20 protein-coding genes are annotated in these 20,623 nt (G+C 36.3%); 13 read left to right on the forward strand and 7 right to left on the reverse strand.

The features are described from left to right. Positions 1-62: 62 nt before the first annotated feature. The 7 genes from WBM60_RS02565 (at position 63) to pheS (ending at position 8,301) form a co-directional block, all read left to right on the forward strand. Positions 63-1,784: a BatD family protein gene (locus tag WBM60_RS02565; protein ID WP_424260094.1), complete on the forward strand. Its 1,722-nt coding sequence runs from the start codon at positions 63-65 to the stop codon at positions 1,782-1,784. Positions 1,785-1,786: 2 nt separating this feature from the next. Continuing rightward, positions 1,787-2,545 carry a tetratricopeptide repeat protein gene (locus WBM60_RS02570; RefSeq protein ID WP_424260096.1) on the forward strand — a complete coding sequence of 253 codons (759 nt, stop codon included), beginning with the start codon at positions 1,787-1,789 and terminating at the stop codon, positions 2,543-2,545. A 59-nt stretch (positions 2,546-2,604) separates the two neighbouring features. Then, the gene (locus WBM60_RS02575) at positions 2,605-2,916 is read left to right on the forward strand and encodes a hypothetical protein (protein WP_424260098.1); all 312 of its coding nucleotides are present in this window, start codon (positions 2,605-2,607) and stop codon (positions 2,914-2,916) included. 65 nt (positions 2,917-2,981) lie between these two features. Then, entirely contained in the window at positions 2,982-4,562 is a 1,581-nt protein-coding gene (locus WBM60_RS02580) for a SulP family inorganic anion transporter (RefSeq protein WP_424260100.1), read from the forward strand. 37 nt (positions 4,563-4,599) lie between these two features. Further along, on the forward strand, positions 4,600-5,226 hold the full coding sequence (locus WBM60_RS02585; RefSeq protein WP_424282736.1) for a carbonic anhydrase: 627 nt from the start codon (positions 4,600-4,602) through the stop codon (positions 5,224-5,226). Positions 5,227-5,321: 95 nt separating this feature from the next. After that, a complete protein-coding gene (locus tag WBM60_RS02590; protein ID WP_424276927.1) occupies positions 5,322-7,190 on the forward strand; it encodes a SulP family inorganic anion transporter in 1,869 nt (622 codons plus the stop codon). Positions 7,191-7,281: 91 nt separating this feature from the next. After that, on the forward strand, positions 7,282-8,301 hold the full coding sequence (gene pheS, locus WBM60_RS02595; RefSeq protein ID WP_424260114.1) for a phenylalanine--tRNA ligase subunit alpha: 1,020 nt from the start codon (positions 7,282-7,284) through the stop codon (positions 8,299-8,301). A gap of 27 nt (positions 8,302-8,328) precedes the next feature. Here pheS and WBM60_RS02600 read toward each other — a convergent pair whose 3' ends face one another. Both WBM60_RS02600 and WBM60_RS02605 read right to left on the reverse strand, forming a co-directional pair. Further along, entirely contained in the window at positions 8,329-8,802 is a 474-nt protein-coding gene (locus WBM60_RS02600; RefSeq protein WP_424260106.1) for a CYTH domain-containing protein, read from the reverse strand. Between the two features lie 36 nt (positions 8,803-8,838). Beyond that, positions 8,839-9,507 carry an NAD-dependent epimerase/dehydratase family protein gene (locus WBM60_RS02605; RefSeq protein WP_424260108.1) on the reverse strand — a complete coding sequence of 223 codons (669 nt, stop codon included), beginning with the start codon at positions 9,505-9,507 and terminating at the stop codon, positions 8,839-8,841. A 33-nt stretch (positions 9,508-9,540) separates the two neighbouring features. On the opposite strand from WBM60_RS02605, the gene dinB reads away from it, so the two are divergent. Both dinB and WBM60_RS02615 read left to right on the forward strand, forming a co-directional pair. After that, positions 9,541-10,641, forward strand: a complete 1,101-nt coding sequence (dinB, locus tag WBM60_RS02610) for a DNA polymerase IV (RefSeq protein ID WP_424282737.1) — start codon at positions 9,541-9,543, stop codon at positions 10,639-10,641. Positions 10,642-10,952: 311 nt separating this feature from the next. Continuing rightward, a complete protein-coding gene (locus tag WBM60_RS02615; RefSeq protein WP_424276928.1) occupies positions 10,953-11,474 on the forward strand; it encodes a PAS domain-containing protein in 522 nt (173 codons plus the stop codon). Between the two features lie 18 nt (positions 11,475-11,492). Here the strand turns inward: WBM60_RS02615 and pyk are convergent, their stop codons facing one another. From pyk to WBM60_RS02640, 5 genes are all read right to left on the reverse strand, one after another. Next, the gene (pyk, locus tag WBM60_RS02620) at positions 11,493-12,935 is read right to left on the reverse strand and encodes a pyruvate kinase (RefSeq protein WP_424276929.1); all 1,443 of its coding nucleotides are present in this window, start codon (positions 12,933-12,935) and stop codon (positions 11,493-11,495) included. A gap of 4 nt (positions 12,936-12,939) precedes the next feature. Continuing rightward, positions 12,940-13,404, reverse strand: a complete 465-nt coding sequence (locus WBM60_RS02625) for an IPExxxVDY family protein (protein ID WP_424262806.1) — start codon at positions 13,402-13,404, stop codon at positions 12,940-12,942. A gap of 30 nt (positions 13,405-13,434) precedes the next feature. Further along, positions 13,435-14,178 (reverse strand): ribonuclease III, encoded by a 744-nt coding sequence (gene rnc / locus WBM60_RS02630; protein WP_424262804.1) that lies wholly within the window; start codon positions 14,176-14,178, stop codon positions 13,435-13,437. Positions 14,179-14,186: 8 nt separating this feature from the next. Beyond that, complete coding sequence (gene fabF / locus WBM60_RS02635; protein ID WP_424278232.1) at positions 14,187-15,437, reverse strand: beta-ketoacyl-ACP synthase II; 1,251 nt, start codon at positions 15,435-15,437, stop codon at positions 14,187-14,189. 110 nt (positions 15,438-15,547) lie between these two features. Next, positions 15,548-15,781, reverse strand: a complete 234-nt coding sequence (locus tag WBM60_RS02640; protein ID WP_009778413.1) for an acyl carrier protein — start codon at positions 15,779-15,781, stop codon at positions 15,548-15,550. Between the two features lie 266 nt (positions 15,782-16,047). Here WBM60_RS02640 and WBM60_RS02645 point away from each other — a divergent pair, with 266 nt between their 5' ends. From WBM60_RS02645 to WBM60_RS02660, 4 genes are all read left to right on the forward strand, one after another. Continuing rightward, complete coding sequence (locus tag WBM60_RS02645) at positions 16,048-16,617, forward strand: phosphoribosylglycinamide formyltransferase (protein WP_424263231.1); 570 nt, start codon at positions 16,048-16,050, stop codon at positions 16,615-16,617. Then, positions 16,617-17,252, forward strand: coding sequence for a viroplasmin family protein (locus WBM60_RS02650; protein WP_424263229.1), 636 nt, complete (start codon positions 16,617-16,619; stop codon positions 17,250-17,252). The genes WBM60_RS02645 and WBM60_RS02650 overlap by 1 nt, the downstream gene beginning before the upstream one ends. An 81-nt stretch (positions 17,253-17,333) precedes the next feature. Continuing rightward, positions 17,334-18,260, forward strand: a complete 927-nt coding sequence (locus WBM60_RS02655) for a PfkB family carbohydrate kinase (RefSeq protein ID WP_424263227.1) — start codon at positions 17,334-17,336, stop codon at positions 18,258-18,260. A 46-nt stretch (positions 18,261-18,306) separates the two neighbouring features. Continuing rightward, positions 18,307-20,205, forward strand: a complete 1,899-nt coding sequence (locus tag WBM60_RS02660; protein WP_424263225.1) for an amidophosphoribosyltransferase — start codon at positions 18,307-18,309, stop codon at positions 20,203-20,205. Positions 20,206-20,623 lie beyond the last annotated feature (418 nt).

Below are 20,623 nucleotides of genomic sequence, written 5' to 3' on the forward strand. Positions count from 1 at the left end.
TTAATAAACTTAAATATTATATCATTTGTATATCTTTTCTATTACTGGCCAATAACCATGTAATGGCACAAGATAAAGAAGCTGTTACTTTTGAAGTAAAGCTCAGTAAAAGCAAGTTGGGAATAAACGAGCGTTTGCGGGTAGATTTTGCCATGAACAAAGATGGAGACAATTTCACCCCTCCAGATTTTCAAGGCTTTAGAGTACTCATGGGGCCTTCTCAATCTATTAGTTCTTCATGGATAAACGGTGTCAGAAGCTATTCCAAAACATATTCTTATACCCTTGCACCTACCGCCCAGGGTAATTTTACTATTAAGCAGGCAACAATTACCATAGATGGAAAGGTATACAAATCCTTAGCAAAAAATGTGGAGGTTACGTCGGCGGTTGATAAACCAAATGATCAGATGTCTGTAGATGATATTGCTGATGATAATTTACATTTAGTGGCAGAAGTTTCTAAAACTTCGCCCTATCTCAATGAGGCTATAAGTGTTGTTTACAAATTATACGTAAGTCCTTCAATTAATGTTTCAAATTTTCGGCCGTTGGACAATCCTAAATACAATAACTTCTGGAGCCAGGATATGCCTTTTACAAGATACGATGTTCAAAATGGCACTTATGAGGGCAAGTCTTATCGTTTCGTAGTTCTTAAAAGAGTGGTGCTCTATCCCCAAAAGAGTGGTCAATTGACCATTGAGCCACTTTCTTTAGATGTAACATTGGAAGTGCCTTCCAACAAGCGTGATTTTTTTGGTGGCAGAATATATTCTCAAACAAATAAAACGGTCTCCGCCGGAAAGCGCGTGATAAATGTAAAACCCTTACCATCTGAAGGAAGACCGGCAGATTTTGGGGGTGCAGTTGGCAGTTTTGAGTTTTCTGTTTCAACGAGCAAAACAACATTAAATGCCTCAGAGTCCTTACAAGCCACAATTACGGTAAAAGGGAATGGCAATTTAAAACTGTTTCAATTACCCGAACCTTCGCTTCCCGGAGCTTTAGAAGTTTATGAACCCGAATTTAATGAAGACGTGAGAACCACTCTATCGGGTATGAAGGGTAAGGTGAGCAATAATTATACGATAGTACCTTCATTCAGAGGTAAATATCCTATCTCTGGTATTACATTCAGTTATTTTGATCCGGAATTAGAGAGCTACAAATCAGTAACTTCAGATGAAATTATGATCAATGTGCTGGAAGGGCCATTAGGATCAGGGGCAGTGGCAAGTGGCCCCACCTCAACAAACAAGCAGGCTGTTATTGGCTCAAATGATCAATTCAATTTTATTAAACTTAAGCCAAACTTAACTGTTATTGGTAAAAATTATTTTTTTGGTTCTACAAGGTTTTATTTTTGGTTGTTTTCACCCTTTTTGCTTATCCCAATTGCCGTGCTTTTTGGTAAAAGGCGGGAAGCTATTGCCAGCGATGTAGCTGGCAATAAAATTAAGAAAGCTAACAAACTTGCAAGGAAATATCTCTCTGAGGCCAAAAAGGCATTAGGTAACAAGGTTGCATTTTATATTGCACTTGAAAAAGCTTTACACAATTATCTGAAAGCCAAATTAAAAATAGAAACCTCGGAGTTCAGCAAGGACAAAATAGCTTCCCTATTATCTAAAAAACAAATAGACGAGACAACAATTCACGCTTTTGTAGATCTGCTTAAGAATTGTGAAATGGCTCGCTATAGCCCTTTTTCTGATGTGCAAATGCAGCAGGATTACAATAAAGCCAGTGAAACAATTTCATCAATAGACAAAAAGCTTTAGCCATGAAGAAATTAATCATCTTATTATTGATGTTGCTTTCATTTACTGCTAATGCACAAAATGAAGCTCTTTTTAACAGGGCAACAACCTATTACAATGAAGGTGAATATGAAAAAGCATCTGAGAACTATTTTAAAATAATAGAGAACGGCGAGCATTCGGCAGCTGTTTACTATAATATAGGCAACTGTTACTACAAATTAAACCAGATAGCACCCAGCATTTACTATTATGAAAAGGCTTTGTTGCTCAAACCCAATGATAAGGAAATAAAGAATAATCTCGCTTATGCTCAAAACATGACCTTAGATGCTTTTGAGCCACTTCCGGAAACAAGTCTATCAAGGTTATACAAAAACATCACCGGATTCCTCTCTTTCGATCAATGGTCCTATGCGGCCGTTTTTTTTGTATTCCTATTTGTTCTGGCCTATATTTTATTTTATTACTTAAGATACTCTACCCATAAGCGAATAGCTTTTATCGCCAGTATTACTTCCTTCTTTATTGCGGTTTTCTGCATAGTATTTGCATTAATTCAATTTCAGGATTTTGAAGCAGACATACCAGCCATTGTTTTTTCCGAAGAGCTAATAGTTAAATCTGAACCTAATAATAGAAGTTCACAAGCATTTATTTTACACGAAGGAACCAAGGTATATGTTCTGGATCAGTTAGATGATTGGAAAAAAATAAAACTGAAAGATGGGAAAACAGGTTGGGTACCTTCAAATGAAATTAAATTGTTAAAAGATTTTTAATTTTTTTTAACAAATATATGATGTAGTTCCAAGTATATTTGTCTTCTAACCAATTTCAAATGATAAAACCTACCGTTTTAGCTTTACTTATTTCCATTTGGCTTTTCGCGGTATTTGCACCCTCTGTGATATCATTGGTGAATAACGAGGATAATATTTTTATTTCTTTAAATTTAAATGAAGAGGAACAACAAGAACAGGTAAAGAAAGACGACAGCGAAGAAAAAATACTACTCGAAAATTGGCTGGCACAAATCCACTTATTGCAAAATGAAAGAATACTTTTTTCACACACATTGCAGATAAATTTTTCTTCTCATGCAATTGAAATTCCATTACCCCCACCGGAATTTTTAATCAAACAAGCATAAATCTATTTACAAATTAATTTCTAACCAACCTTTAATAATCTATTAAAGGCTATATATTTTTAGTTATGTTAAGATATTTGAAAAACGACATCCCCGCCAGTATTGTGGTTTTCTTTGTTGCACTTCCATTGTGTTTAGGAATTGCACTAGCCAGCGGCGCACCCTTATTTTCAGGATTAATAGCAGGTATTGTAGGAGGCATTATCGTAGGAGCTCTTAGTGGATCCCAGATAGGTGTGAGCGGACCTGCAGCCGGACTTGCGGCCATAGTTTTGACCGCAATTGGTGCATTAGGAGGATATGAAAACTTTTTAGTGGCTGTCGTATTGGGTGGTGCCATTCAAATCATATTCGGTATCCTTAAGGCCGGTATTATCGGCTATTATTTTCCATCTTCTGTTATTAAAGGAATGCTTACTGGTATTGGAATCATTATAATTCTAAAGCAAATTCCTCACTTTTTTGGATACGATGCAGACCCCGAAGGTGATTTTGCGTTTTTTCAAATAGATGGAGAAAATACCTTTTCGGAGATATTTAATATTGTGAATTTTATAAGCCCGGGAGCCACAATGGTAGCTTTTCTTGCCCTTGGAATATTGGTTCTATGGGATAGTTTTCTTACCAAGAAAGCTAAAATTTTTCAACTAATTCAAGGGCCTTTGGTTGCCGTAGCCGTAGGGATACTATTTTATTATTTTTCAAAAGATAATGCCATATGGAACATCTCTTCGGATCATCTGGTTAGCGTACCCATCCCGGATACGGTTGAATCATTTTTGGGTCAGTTTAGTTTTCCTAATTTTCAGGTAATAGCTCGTCCGGAAATATGGATTACGGCCTTTACCATTGCTTTGGTTGCAAGCCTTGAAACTCTTTTATGTGTTGAAGCTACAGACAAACTGGACCCGCAAAAAAGAGTAACTCCTACCAACAAAGAACTTTTGGCCCAAGGGACCGGAAATATTATTTCAGGGCTTATTGGAGGTTTACCTATTACCCAGGTAATAGTGAGGAGTTCTGCCAATATACAATCTGGGGGAAGATCAAAAATGTCTGCAATCATTCATGGTTTCCTTCTATTGATCTCCGTAATTCTCATCCCTAGACTATTGAATATGATACCTCTCTCAGTTCTGGCAGCCATTTTATTCATTGTGGGCTATAAATTGGCAAAACCTGCTCTCTTTAAAAAAATGTATCAGCTGGGCTGGAAACAATTTGCCCCTTTTGTAGTTACGGTCCTAGGAATCATTTTTACCGACTTGCTTATTGGTATTGGTTTGGGTTTAGGCGTTGGAATAGCGGTCATTCTGCTTAAAAGTTATCAAAACTCCCATTTCCTACATATTGAAGATAAAAGCAATGGCAAGCACAAAATAAAAATGACTTTAGCCGAAGAGGTCACTTTCTTTAATAAAGGAGCAATTCTTAAAGAACTTGATTCGCTTCCCAGCAATTCCTATCTTGAATTAGACGTTACCAAGACCAGATATCTAGATAATGATATTATTGAAATTCTTGAAGAATTTACTGTAAAGGCTTTAAACAGAAACATCGATATTAAGCTAATTTCCGAAAGGGGAGTTGTTGAAAACCCAGATAGTTATATTGAATTTTTTAAGTTAAGACCAAAGTTCACATAATTGTAATAACTTAAACAAAATTTTAAACAAAGAAAAAATGAACCTAGATAAAGTTTTTGAAAACAATAAAAAGTGGATTACCGATAAGCTAACTGGCGACAAAGAATATTTTGAAGAATTAGGTAAGGGTCAAAGCCCGGAATTATTATATATAGGTTGTTCGGACAGCCGGGTTACAGCAGAAGATTTAATGGGCCTGGGACCAGGAGAAGTTTTTGTTCACAGAAATATCGCTAATATGGTAATCAGCATTGATTTAAATGCAATGTCTGTTATAAACTATGCGGTGGAGCACCTCAAAGTGAATCATGTTGTGGTCTGTGGCCATTATGCATGTGGAGGAGTGAAAGCAGCAATGCAATCTGCAGATTTGGGTATTTTGAATCCCTGGCTAAGAAATATAAGAGATGTATATCGTATCCATAAAAAGGAACTCAATGCTATTGAAGATGAGGACAAAAAATATGATCGTTTAGTAGAACTAAATGTCCAGGAGCAATGTGTTAACCTGATAAAAACCGCTGCAGTACAGAAAGCCTATCGCGATCGAAATCTAAAAGTACATGGTTGGGTATTTGATGTCCATACAGGTAGACTAGTTGACCTAAAAATAGATTTCGAAGGTATTTTAAAGAATATTATGGAAATTTATCATTTGGATTAAATCATAATTACAGATAGAAAAAGGGCCGGTTTAGTACACCGGCCCTTTTTCTTCATAAAATATTCTATCTTGTTCTCCTGTTCATATTCATAATTATGAAAACCCTGTTCTCAAATTTTAAAGGAGATCTTTTTGGCGGATTAACCGCAGGAATTGTAGCGCTCCCCTTGGCGCTGGCTTTTGGAGTTTCATCAGGATTGGGACCTAGCGCAGGATTGTACGGTGCTATATTTATAAGTTTTTTTGCCGCTCTTTTTGGCGGTACAAGTACTCAGATTTCTGGGCCAACAGCACCCATGACGGCTGTAAGTATGGTTGTAATTGCCGGGATTATTGCAATCTACGATGGCAGCGTTGATAAGGCCTTGCCGGCTATTTTAGCTGTTTTCCTCCTGGCAGGACTCTTTCAAATTGGTTTGGGAATCCTTGGAATAGGCAGATATATAAGATATATACCTTATCCTGTTGTATCGGGTTTTATGACTGCTATTGGAGCAATAATTATCATTACCCAAATTCTTCCGGCTATTGGTTATTACCCCAAAGAAGATTCAGAATTTGTAGATCAGTTTAAGCCAGAAGCGGAAGAGTTAATTCTTGAGAATATTTTACGTGAGGAAGCGGGAGAGGGGATCCTCGTTCTTGAAGATTTTGAAGAAACTATCAACCGGTCTGGAGAAATTACCGAAAATGCGATTCTAGATGAAGCAAGGACGCTTGCTTCATCCGAAGCATCAGGGGTTTTAGGATCAATGAAAGTACTTTCCAAAGCAATAAATAATATTAATTGGCTTGAATTTATTCTGGCAGTGAGCACCATTTTTATTATATACGGATTTAAAAAAATTACCACAATCATTCCCAGTACACTTGTGGCCCTGATAGTTGTGTCTGGAATTGCTTACGGATTTGATTTAGAATATAGGACCATAGAAAAAATACCGGAGGGATTTCCGATGCCTAAATTGGAGATTTTTACCAAATTTAAACTTAACGCTATCACTCCCTACATTTTTACGGCTCTTACACTAGCCTTATTAGGTGCCATTGATTCGCTTTTAACTTCTGTTGTTGCTGATAATATGACTAAAACCAAACATAACCCTAACAAAGAACTGGTAGGACAGGGCATTGGTAATAGTATAGCCGCTATTTTTGGAGGTCTGCCAGGTGCTGGCGCAACAATCCGAACCGTAGTAAATATAAATTCCGGAGGGAAAACTAAATTGTCCGGAATGCTTGCGGGCATAATTTTGTTAACGATTTTATTGGTAATTGGCCCTGTTGCTTCACAAATACCTGCAGCCGTTCTTGCAGGGATTCTTATCACCGTAGGAATAAGTGTAATGGATTATAAAGGCTTACGGGCAATTCCAAGCTTGCCAAAAGATATAAAATTGGGGCCCTTACGGCTTAGTTCTGAAGTTATGGTAATGTTGGTTGTTTTGGTACTTTCCACATTCTGGAATCTGGTTTATGCTGTTGGTATAGGTCTTATCATTGCTTCTTTAATGTTTATGAAGAAAATGGGCGATCTTACCGCTCAACGGTCGGATGTTAAACCTTTACTTAAGGAAAAATCCTGGGCAGATGAGAAGAACTTTCCTGAAAACCTAAAACAGGATGTTTTTATTAAACATCTTAAGGGTCCACTTTTTTTCGGAACTACGAGTGATTTTCAGCAGTTATCGGAGCAAATTCCCAAAACAGCAAGGATAGTTATCTTGCGACTTGGCCGGATGCAATATATGGATCAATCGGGACTTTATGCAATGGAAGATGTACTACAAGAATTGAGAAAGAATGATATCATGCCTCTTTTTGTAAATATTTTGGACCAGCCAAAATATATGATGGAGCGGATAGATATTATTCCAGACCTTGTTCCTAAGGAACACATTTTTAAAAAGTTTGATGAATGTGTTGAATGGATAGAGCAATTGGATATGCAGGAAAAGGTTTGATTCATAGGTAGTTTTATCATAAATTTGCCTTTTCTATTGCCTTTTCTATTGCCTTTTGTTATGATTAGAAGGCTATTTATTAAAAATGATGATGATAGACCAGCTAAAAAAGCACCTTACCGATGTAAATGATTTCTTTTCAGATAATGTTCAGGAAATTGAGGCCTTCCGAATTCAATACCTCGGTAAAAAAGGTCTGTTGAATCATTTCTTTTCCGAATTCAAAAATATTCCTGCGGAAGAAAAAAAAGAATTTGGTCAAACAATAAACGAACTTAAAAGTAAGGCTAGTGAAAAGGTAAATACCCTTAAAAAAGCCATTGAACTTGGAAGTCAGGAAAAAAGGATATATAATGATCTTACAAGACCTTCCGAGCCTATGGAACTTGGAGTACGCCACCCTATTTCCATAGTAAAAAATCAAATCATAGATATTTTTTCCAGAATAGGTTTTAATGTTTCCGAGGGTCCTGAAATTGAAGATGACTGGCATAACTTCACTGCTTTAAACTTGCCGGAACACCATCCTGCCCGAGATATGCAGGACACCTTTTTTATTCAAACTAATCCAGACGTGCTCTTGCGTACTCATACGTCTTCTGTTCAAGTGCGGTATATGGAAAACAACAAGCCACCAATTCGAACTATCTCTCCAGGCAGAGTATATAGAAATGAGGCAATTTCTGCCAGGTCGCATTGTTTTTTTCATCAGGTAGAAGGACTCTATATCGATAAGAAAGTATCCTTTGCAGATCTAAAGCAAACACTGCAGTTTTTTACCACAGAGCTTTTTGGGAAGTCCAAAATCAGGCTTCGTCCATCTTATTTTCCATTTACAGAGCCTAGTGCTGAGGTAGATGTCTATTGGGGTCTGGAAACAGAAACAGACTACAAGATGACTAAAGGAACTGGCTGGTTGGAAATAATGGGATGCGGTATGGTAGATCCGAATGTATTGGATAATTGTGGGATTGATAGTAAAACCTATTCTGGTTTTGCTTTTGGAATGGGTATAGATCGCATCGCTTTGCTGCTTCATCAAATTTCAGATATCCGCTTACTCAGTGAAAATGACGTAAGATTCCTAGAACAGTTTAAAAGTGCTTTTTAGATTGAGTCCTGTTTAATAATTTTCATTTCACACTTTCCATTCTTTAAAAGGGCTTTTGCTTAACTGAGAGTTGTAATATTTGATATCCCCTGTTACCTCTAATCCAACCCAAGAAGGCACTTCTATAATGTCATCTTCTTTTTCAATTTCAATTTCTGCTATCACCAACCCCTGGTTTGAACCAAGAAATTCATCTACTTCAATTATATGGGTTCCTGTTCTCACAAAATAGCGGATTTTCTCCAAAATTTCTTTTTCACATAGCTTTAAAAGTAGCTTAGCCTCCGGGGTTGGTATCTCTTTTTCCCATTCAAATCTGGTAGTGCCGGCAGAATTTGATCTGCCTTTCACAGTCAAAAAGGCCTTATCATCTGCTATTCTTATTCGCACTACTCTATCCGGATGTGAATTTAAAAACCCCTGAACAATATGTGACTTGGAAAAGGCTAAAGATCTATAATCCTTTGAATTCACCAGATACTTTCTTTCTATTTCTATCATATTTGTTCAAACTTAAGCCTTAGATGTGGATAACTCTTAGGTTTCAATTTCTCCCAACTTTACTATCTCATCAGAAGGAATTTTAACTCTTTCATAAGAATTATTTGCCAGCCATACCATACATCGGGCTATTGTTTGAGGATATATAGATCTGTATTTCCTAAATGGTCCTACTAAAATAGCATTCAAAATAAGAAAGACTTTCTTTGCAAGCCATTCCCCAGGCCTTTTCTCCACCCTATAACCTCCAATAAGTGATGGTTGTAAAATATGAATTTTTGAAATTTCCTTAGAAACCACAGCATTTTCCATTTGCCCCTTTAGTTTATTATAAAAAACATTGCTTTCAGCGTTTGCTCCTAATGCAGAAATTACAATCAATGTTCTTATTTTGTTTTTTTTACACAATTCTGCAGCGCTGACAGGAATGCCGTAGTCAATTTTTTTGTAAAGGTCTTTATCCGGGGTTTTAGCCTTGGTAGTTCCTATACAGCAAAAAACTTCATCTGCCAGGAAATCACTCTCGTAATCGGATAATTCTAGCAGGTCTATCAAGTGCTCCTGCAGCTTTTCATCCTTTATTCCAACTGTTTTCCTCGAAAATAATTTTATTTTCTTATACCGCTCGTCATTTAGAAGCATATGCAATAGAATGCTTCCGCATAAGCCGGTAGCCCCTAATATAATTGCTGTTTTTTGTCCCATTTCAATTAGACTAAATATACCTTAAATTTGAATATGCACAATGAATTCTCTTTGCGAAAAATAATACATGTAGACATGGATGCATTTTATGCCTCGGTTGAGCAATTGGATAATAGTGAGCTTAGGGGTAAGCCAGTTGCAGTGGGTGGGAGTGAAAAAAGAGGGGTAGTATCTGCAGCAAGCTACGAGGCTCGAAAATATGGGGTGAAAAGTGCTATGAGCGGTTATATGGCAAGGCAAAATTGTCCGCATATTATATTTGTAAAACCACGATTTTACAGATACAAAGAGGTATCGCAACAAATTCGTAAAATCTTCCTGGAATATACCGATTTGGTGGAACCACTTTCATTGGATGAAGCTTATCTGGATGTTACGATGAATAAAAAGGGAAACCCTTCCGCCGGCCTAATTGCCCAGGAAATAAGGCAGAGAATATTTAATGAATTAGGCTTAACCGCTTCGGCAGGAATATCTATTAACAAATTTGTAGCCAAAATTGCCAGCGACTATAACAAACCCAATGGACAAAAAACAGTGAATCCGGAGGAAGTATTTCAATTCCTTGAGGATCTAGAAATAAGAAAGTTTTACGGTGTTGGTAAAGTCACTGCTGATAAAATGTATAAACTGGGTATTTTCACTGGTAAAGATTTGAAAAACAAATCTCTGGAATTTTTGGAAGAACATTTCGGAAAGAGCGGGGCTCATTATTACCATGTAGTAAGAGGTATTCATAATAGTGCCGTTAAGGCGGAACGAATTCCTAAATCTGTAGGTGCCGAACGAACTTTTAGCGAAAATCTTAGTAGTGAGATTTTTATGTTAGAACGATTAGATCATATTGCCAAGGAACTGGAAGACAGGTTAAAGAAATCGGAAATAGCAGGTAAAACAATAACCTTAAAGATAAAATATAGTGATTTTAGTCTCCAAACACGAAGCAAAACTTTACCCTATTTCATAGCGGGTAAAGATCTAATATTAGAAACCGCCAAAGAATTATTATATCAGGAAAAAATGGAAAACTCAGTTCGCTTATTGGGTATTTCGCTTGCTAATTTGAATACGGACATCAGGGAAACGGATAAGATGAAAGATGTAGTAACAGTTCAACTCAGGTTTGATTTCTAATTTACCACCTGACTTCTTATTATTTATCTTGTAAAAAATTTCCCTTTTAAAGAACATTCTTTATTATTAATTAGCGGTCTAACCGATAGAAAATAATTTTTTTTGTTTATAGTTAAGAAATAAAAACTGCCCTGTCTGCTTCAATTATTAAACAAAACTGTTAATAAGCCATGTAAATTTTACCACTCAAATATCTTTTAGTAGTATTGATTAAAATTGCTATGAGAAAGAAAGTTTTTAAGTCCATTTTTGGATTAAAATATTTTCTCTCCCATTCAAAACTTTATTATTGTTTTAAGGAATTAGAATCAATGAAAGAATTTAAAAATTACGATAAGGCGGCGTCCAATTTCTATATGAACAATGGACCAAGAATTTTGCCCATTTTATCCTGGGATCTTTCAGGATCTTATTTTGATAAAACCTGTAAAGATTTTGATGATCTTAGATTTCTTAAAAACCTTGCCCGAAGTAACCACTGGTCATACAGGAACTCTTTTAATGAGGAACTCTTAGATAAAGAAGAGGTTATCCTTGTAACCGATCCTGAATTAAAAATTGTCTATGCCACGAATAATGTTTTTAATATGAACGGTTATACCCTAAATGAGATTAAGGGTAAAACTCCGAGAATTTTTCAGGGCGAAGAGACCAGCAGTGAAGTTAGCGCAACCATAGGAAAAGCTGTTAAAAACAAGAAGCCTTTTGAAGCAATAGTAGTTAATTACAGAAAAGATGGCTCAACATACAACTGTTGGGTTAAAGGCGAACCCATTTTCAACAAAAAGGGTAAGATTGTAAACTTTATTGCTTTCGAGCGAGAAGTGGCTTAAAATATTCTGAAAATAGGTCTAGAAGCTACATGTTTCAATTTCTGTAACCCTTAAAGTGTTTACCATACCCTTGCTCTTTATTGGCATTGCAGCCAAACTTATAAGCATATCACCAACGTCTAAAAAACCCTTTTTACAAGCAATGCTGTTTACATCTTCAATGGTCTCGTCTGTTGAAACAAATTTATCATAATAAAATGTTTTAACTCCCCAAAGCAGGTTTAGTTGGGTTAATATTCGTTTGTTAGAGGTAAATACCAATATATGAGCACTTGGTCGCCATGCTGAAATTTGGAAAGCTGTATAACCACTATTGGTAAGTGTAGATATGGCTTTTGCTTTAATTTCATTCGCCATAATGGCCGCATGATAACAAACAGATTTGGTAATATACCTTTTTGTGCGAATATGTGGTGGTTCCTGAGGAACTTGAATTAAATCAGATCCTTCAACACTATGCAGGATACTGGCCATTTTTTGTATAACTTCAACCGGATAATTTCCTACAGAAGTCTCACCCGAAAGCATTACCGCATCTGCCCCATCCATTACAGAGTTTGCCACATCATTAACCTCAGCCCTTGTAGGCGTAAGGGAGGTAATCATAGTTTCCATCATTTGAGTGGCGATAATTACAGGAATCCTTGCTCTTTTCGCTCTCAGCACCAATTTCTTCTGGATAAGTGGCACTTCCTGAGCGGGAACTTCCACTCCTAAGTCTCCTCGTGCAACCATAATCCCATCACAATAGGAAACAATTTTGTCAATATTTTTAACTGCTTCTGGTTTTTCAATCTTTGCAATAATTGGAATCTTGTATTTAGAGTGTTCTCTGATTAAATTTTGAAGGTCAATAAGATCCTGACTAAATCTTACAAAAGACAAGGCAATCCAATCCACATCGAGAGATATTGCGAAAATAGCATCTTCAATATCCTTTTCAGTAAGAGCAGGTAAGCTAATGTTGGTGTTTGGCAGGTTTACTCCTTTTTTCGATTTCAATGGACCTCCCTGAATTACTTTCGCCTTAACTTCATTCTCCCTATTCGTGGTAAGGACTTCAAACATTAGTTTTCCGTCGTCGAGCAAAATACGCTCCCCTGGGTTTACATCTTTTGGAAAGCTCGAATAATTCATATAAACTTTTTCGGCATTTCCTTCAAATGGTTCACCAGTTACAAAAGTAATTTCGTCTCCTGGTACGACAATAACTTCACCCCCCATAACCCCAACTCTTAATTTCGGGCCTTGTAAGTCGGCAAGAATGGCCGTATACATTCCCAATTCCTCGTTAAGTGAACGAATCATTTCAACGCGCTGGGAAACATCTTCATAATCTGCATGGGAAAAATTAATTCTAAAGACATCCACTCCGGATACTATCATTTCCTTAAGGACCTCTCTTTTACTCGTTGCCGGCCCCAAGGTGGCTACAATTTTTGTCTTTTTTGTATTAGGCATACTGCTATATAATTAAGTTTTGCTTGGATTTTAGATTTTTGGTTTCAATTTGGTATGCAGTAATTATCTTGGGTATTTCAAGAATAGTATCCAGCATATCACTATCTATTTCATCTTCTTCCTGCTCAATTTTTAATAAATAATCAACATCCTTGTATTCCGGTATTAAGTGATAAACGGTAGAGGATGTTTCATTGCTAAAAAGATCATGAAATTCCAAATATTCCTCCTTAATACTGGTATTAACAATTAAAGTCCAATACCTTTCATTTAGTTTATCTTTCCATTCATAAATAGGAAAGGAGGTTTCATTCGATATATCAAGATCTGTCTTCGATCTTATTAAACTTATTTTAAGTGCCCTATTTAATGTATAGGCTAAAGCATAATCTTCCAAATCACTATGTAATGCAATGAGTACATAATTTTCTTCACAAAAATCATCAGAAAATTTATGCAATGTGATCATTTCTTCGCGTAAACTGTAAATATAAGATTATTATATCTGTATCTTCCCCATTTTATCCTGCAGCGCAAAAAATGCTCTTTTAGATGCTTTTTCCTCGGCTTTCTTTTTTGAAGTAGCCCTTGCCTTAGCCATTACTCTTTCATCTATTGAAAGTTTAACCGCAAAATGCTTTAGAGGGTCTTTACCGGTATCTTCATATACCTTGTAATTGAATTCCTTTTTTTGCTTTTGGCACCATTCAATAACCAGGCTTTTATAACTAATTACTTGTCCTTCCAGCTGTTCAATATCTACATACGGCTCTATTACACGATCGTTAATGAACTTTTCGCAATATTTATATCCCCTGTCTAAATAAATTGCCCCTACCAGAGCTTCAAAAACATTTCCATGTATATTATCGCCAAAATGTGATTTGGGGATTCTACTTTCTACATATGATATGAGATTTAAATCCTTCCCCAATTCATTTAAATGTTTTCTGCTCACTATTTTAGAACGCATTTTGGTTAAGTACCCTTCATCCCCATTGGGAACTTCATTATATAAGTATCGGGAAATAATAGTCCCTAACATAGAATCGCCAAGAAATTCAAGTCTTTCATAATTCAATGGAAGGCCATTCTTATCTTTTATATTAGCAGATCTATGAAGAAAAGCTTTTTTGTAAACACTTAGCTTTTTGGGCTTAAACCCTAATATTTTTGAAATCCCTAAAAAAAAATCCCCATCCTCTTTAGAATGGGAATTAAATATATTTGAAGGAAAGTTCATCTTGCTTTTTAGCTAAATTTCTTGAATACCACACACGCATTGTGTCCGCCAAAACCAAAAGTGTTACTCATTGCCACATTAACCTCCCTTTTCTGGGCTTTGTTTAGCGTTAAATTTAGCTTTGGGTCTATATTTTCGTCTACCACAGAATGATTTATAGTCGGTGGCACCAAGCTATACTTCATTGCTAAAATTGAAGCTATTGCTTCAATCGCACCAGCAGCACCCAATAAATGTCCTGTCATTGATTTTGTAGAATTAATATTTATATTCGGAGCATGATCACCAAAAACCTGACTAATTGCTTTTAATTCAGCAACATCACCCAAAGGGGTAGCTGTTCCGTGTGTATTTATAGCATCAACATCTTCAGGTCTAAGATTCGCATCGCGTAAACAATTTTCCATTACCCTTACAACGCCAATACCTTCAGGATGTGGTGCGGTCATATGATAGGCGTCACTGGATAGCCCTCCTCCAACTAATTCTGCATATATTTTGGCTCCTCTCGCTTGTGCATGTTCCAATTCTTCCAGAATTAATGCACCAGCTCCTTCACCAAGTACAAATCCATCTCTGGTTGCATCGAAGGGTCTAGAAGCTGTTCCTGGGCTATCGTTGCGAGTTGACAAAGCATGCATGGCATTAAAACCTCCCATCCCTGCAATAGCCACTGCTGCCTCGCTGCCTCCTGAGACAACAATATCACAATAACCTAATCTTATATAATTTAATGCATCAATCATAGCATTGGCAGAAGATGCACATGCAGATACTGTGGTGTAGTTAGGCCCCATAAAACCATGCTTAATTGAGATATTGCCCGGGGCAATGTCTGCAATCATTTTAGGAATAAAAAAAGGATTGAACCTTGGTGTTCCGTCGCCGGCAGCGAAATTCAGAACCTCATTTTGAAAGGTTTCCAAGCCACCAATTCCAGCGCCCCAGATAACCCCAACTCTAAATTTATCTATTTTTTCTAAATCTAATCCTGAATCTATAATAGCTTCATCTGAAGAAATTAAGGCATATTGAGCAAACTTATCTAATTTCCGCGCCTCTTTTCTATCGAAGTAGTTTTGTGCATCAAAATTTTTTAACTCGCAGGCAAATTTAGTTTTGAATTTTTCAGTATCGAAATAGGTAATAGGTGCTGATCCACTTTTGCCTTCCTTTAAGCCTTTCCAGTATTGTTCAATGTTATTGCCAATAGGTGTTAAGGCACCAAGTCCAGTAACCACAACTCTTTTTAATTGCATTCAACCAAATTTTAAATTGATGTCTAACCCAAGCGTAAATTAAAAAAAATTATCCATGCAGCACGATTACCGCATGGATAATTATAAATCTTTATCAAGAAATCATAAATTTATTTGGCTTCTTCTATATAACTAATAGCTTGGCCAACTGTTGCGATATTTTCTGCTTGATCGTCAGGGATTTGAATATCAAATTCCTTTTCAAATTCCATTATCAACTCAACAGTATCCAATGAATCTGCCCCTAAGTCGTTGGTAAAGCTAGCTTCGGCTACAACTTCGTTCTCATCAACTCCTAATTTATCAACGATGATAGCTTTTACTCTTGATGCAATGTCTGACATAATAATTTTGGTTTTAAAAATTTAAATCGTTGGCAAAAATAAAAAACTTATGGTGTAATAACACTATTTGATGTAAAAATGTATCGTAATTTAAGAAATTTAAACTCAAGAATATTAGTTTGAACACAAATTTTCTGTCCACCAAATGCCTAAAATCAATAAAATGTTTGATTTTTTCTATTCAATAAGTCGCCAATCCCGGGCAGGGATGCATCTTATCATTGATAAACTTAGGACTTAATTTCAAAAAGAATAATTTTGTCTAAATGAAACGAATAGTTCTTTTTGCTTCAGGCTCGGGTTCAAATGTTGAAAACATTATTCAATATTTTTCTGAAAATACACAAGTTGAAATAGTCGCTGTGTTAACAAACAGAAAAGACGCCAAAGTTTTAGACAGGTGCTCGCGACTTAAGATTAGTGCTTTATATTTTAACAGGCACGCCTTTTTGGAATCTAACTTAATTTCAGATTTTTTAAATAATCTCAATCTCGATTTAATTGTCCTAGCTGGTTTCCTATGGCGAATTCCAAAAAGGTTAATTGATTATTTTCCAGATAGAATTATAAATATTCATCCTGCGTTGCTACCTAAATACGGAGGAAAAGGAATGTATGGAATGAAGGTTCACGAGGCTGTAAAAGAGAATTCAGAACCCGAAACAGGAATTACTATTCATTATGTTAATGAGCATTATGATGAAGGGGCCATTATCATGCAGGTAAGAACATTTGTAGATGCCGGGGATACCCCAGAAATTATAGCACAAAAAGTTCATGAACTGGAATATGAGCATTTTCCAAGGGTAATCGAAGAACTGTTATTTAAGGGATAATGGCAAAAAAGGACAAATTTTATGTGGTTTGGAAAGGCAAAAGACCCGGGATATATGAAAGTTGGGATGATTGCAAAGCTGCAATATCTGGTGCAAAAGGAGCCCAATATATGTCATTCCCCAGTTTTGAAATAGCCAAAAAAGCCTATAACAGTAATTACGATGCTTATAAAGGAAAGAAAAAAAACAGCCCTCAGCTTTCCCCTCAGGATCTTCTTAAAATAGGAGAACCAAATTATCATTCTATTTCTGTGGATGCGGCATCCAGTGGAAATCCGGGAATAATGGAATACCAGGGTGTTGATACTAAGACAGGTAAAAGACTATTTAAACAAGGACCCTTCCAGGAAGGCACCAACAATATAGGTGAGTTTCTTGCGATAGTTCACGGATTGGCTTTTTTAAAGCAGAAAAATAGCGATCGTGTTATTTATACAGATTCCAGGACTGCTATGAGCTGGGTGAGGAAAAAAAGCTGTAATACCAAGCTTTTGGAAAACAAAAAAAACAAAGCCTTATTCAATCTGATCCGAAGGGCGGTTGAATGGTTGAAAAATAATTCATATAACACCCCGATTGTCAAATGGGAAACAAAGGCATGGGGAGAAATCCCTGCAGATTTTGGCCGAAAATAATTATGCCGTTTTTAGTTTTTAATTACGATTATTTGGGCTTTCAAAAGTGTATATTTGCAGCGTATTTCAAAAAAAATATCTATGGGAAAACTTTTAATTGTTGGTACTGTTGCCTTCGATGCTATTGAAACCCCTTTTGGCAAAACCGATAAAATTCTTGGAGGAGCTGCCACATTTATTGGCCTGGCGGCTTCGCAATTTGATGTAGATGCAGCTATTGTCTCTGTAGTAGGCGATGATTTGCCTTATGAATACCTACAATTTCTGGCAGATAAAAATATTGATATTTCAGCTATAGAAATTGTAAAAGGAGGCAAGACCTTTTTTTGGAGTGGTAAATATCGTAACGATCTCAACACCAGGGATACAATTAGTACAGAACTGAATGTACTGGCAGATTTTAATCCAGTTGTGCCCGAAAACTATAAAAATTCCGAAGTGGTTATGTTGGGGAATTTACATCCCAGCATCCAAATGAGCGTTATCAATCAAATGGAGAAAAGACCAAAGTTAATTGTCCTGGATACTATGAACTATTGGATGAATAATACTTCGGAAGAATTAAAAGAGGTCATAAAACATACAGATATTATTACCATAAATGATGAAGAAGCAAGACAACTAACTAATGAATATTCTTTAGTAAAAGCTGCAGCCCAAATTCATACTATGGGGCCGAAATATGTAGTCATAAAGAAAGGGGAGCACGGTGCTTTACTTTTCCATAATGATAATATATTCTTTGCCCCAGCCCTTCCTTTAGAAGAAGTTTTTGATCCTACCGGCGCAGGTGATACTTTTGCAGGAGGTTTTGTAGGTTATCTGTCAGAGACAGAAAACGAATCATTCAACAATTTAAAGAACGCTGTAATCCATGGATCCAATCTCGCTTCATTTTGCGTAGAACGTTTTGGAACAGAAAGAATGGCAAATTTAAAAAAAGAAGAAGTGGAGAGAAGGTTACATCAATTCAGGGAATTGACACAATTTGATATTCAATTACAATAATAAAACACGCCTCGAATTAACGGGGCTTTTTTAATTCATTTAAATAATGAGTGACGCCATTAAACACGAATGTGGAATATCTTTAATAAGGCTATTAAAACCTTTGGATTATTATAAGGAAAAGTATGGCACTATTTTTTATGGTGTAAACAAAATGTATTTAATGATGGAAAAACAGCACAATCGCGGTCAGGACGGTGCAGGTTTTGCCAGTATTAAATTAGACATGGCTGCCGGAGAGCGCTATATGAGCAGAGTGCGTTCTGTAGAAACACAACCAATACAAGATATTTTTGCGCAGATTAATGACCGTATTAATACTGCTTTAAAAGAAAACCCTGAATATATAGACAATACAGATTTACAAAAAAAGAATATCCCATATATTGGTGAAGTACTCCTGGGGCATGTTCGATATGGGACCTTTGGAAAGAACAGTATTGAAAATGTACATCCTTTCCTTAGGCAAAATAACTGGATGCATAGAAATCTTATTGTTGCCGGTAATTTTAATATGACCAATGTTGATGAACTCTTTGATAATTTGATACAACTGGGCCAGCATCCAAAGGAAATGGCAGATACCGTTACGGTCATGGAAAAAATAGGGCATTTTCTTGATGATGCCGTTGCAAAACTATACCGGCAAATTAAAAAGGAGGGCTATAATAAGATGGAGGCATCACCTTTGATTGCCGAAAGATTAAAAGTTTCCAAAATACTCAAAAAAGCTTCAAAGAATTGGGATGGTGGTTATGCAATGGCCGGGATGTTCGGGCATGGAGATGCCTTTGTGCTAAGAGACCCTTCAGGAATAAGACCTGCCTATTACTTTAAAAATGACGAGGTGGTTGTAGTAGCTTCCGAAAGACCTGCTATTCAAACAGTTTTTAATGTCGGGTATGACGATATCAAAGAACTTGACCCCGGCAACGCATTAATTATTAAGAAAAATGGAACGGTAAGCGCTACTGAAATTTTAGAGCCAAAAGAAAGAAAAGCCTGCTCATTCGAACGAATATATTTTTCCAGGGGCAGCGATAAGGAAATATATCAGGAGCGCAAAGAATTGGGTAAGTTAATTTTCCCGCAAATATTGACTGCTATTGATGAAGATATTAGAAATACGGTTTTTTCTTATATCCCCAATACCGCAGAGACTTCTTATTTAGGAATGATCAAAGAAGCGCAGAATTATTTGAATAAGAAAAAAGAAGAACAGATCCTTAAATTAGGACCCGGCATAACAAGAGCGCAACTAAATGAAATTTTAGATGTTCGCCCCAGAATTGAAAAGGTAGCCATAAAGGATGCAAAATTAAGAACGTTTATTACACAGGATAGCAGCAGAGATGATCTCGTTGCACACGTTTATGATATTTCTTATGGCTCTGTAAACAAAAATGACAACCTTGTTATTATAGATGATAGTATTGTTAGGGGTACTACATTAAAGAAAAGTATTTTACGGATTTTGGACAGGCTATCACCTAAGAAAATAATAGTTGTTTCCTCCGCACCGCAAATTCGTTATCCCGATTGTTATGGCATAGATATGGCTAAACTGGAAGATTTTATAGCTTTCAAAGCTGCGCTTGAACTGCATAAGGAGCAGAATTCAATGCAGAAAGTAGAAGAGATATATCATAAATGTGTTCAACAAATTCGCACCGCTGATAAAGATGTCGTTAATTATGTAAAAGACTTCTATCAACCGTTTACCGCTGATCAGATCTCGAAGAAAATCGGCGAGCTTCTGAGCCCGGCAGATATTAAGGCTGAAGTTCAGATCATATATCAAACTATTGAAAGTTTACATCAGGCCTGCCCAAAAAACCTGGGCGATTGGTATTTTACAGGTGATTATCCCACTCCAGGTGGAAACAGGGTTGTAAACAGGGCCTTTATAAACTTTTATGAGGGTAAAAATGAAAGGGCATATTGACATTTTTATCGATGAAATGCACAAATTTGTGCATTTCATCGATAATATGTGCTATTTATCGGCTTTTTAGCTGCAGCGAACTAAAGGCGGTTACTTTAGACCTGCCATAGCATAAGTAGGTTAAGTTCATGGTAAGATTTGGGGCAAAAAAGGTGGAGACTTCTCCACCTTTTTTATTTATAATTAATTTTGATTTTATTTTTCCACACATTTAATACGACTTTTCTTCACCTATTATAGTATTATGGCCAGTCAAAGGTATTTCAACCAATTAAAAAGAAGTTTAGCCAAAATTTTAAAGGGCTCCAATGCATTAGTATACATTTGGAGGACCATAGCATAAGTAGGTTAAGTTCATGGTAAGATTTGGGGAAAAAGGCAGGTGCAAACCTGCCTTTTTATTTTATATGCCCTCTCC

It is taken from the genome of Eudoraea sp. (assembly GCF_049669105.1).
Lineage (GTDB): Bacteria > Bacteroidota > Bacteroidia > Flavobacteriales > Flavobacteriaceae > Eudoraea.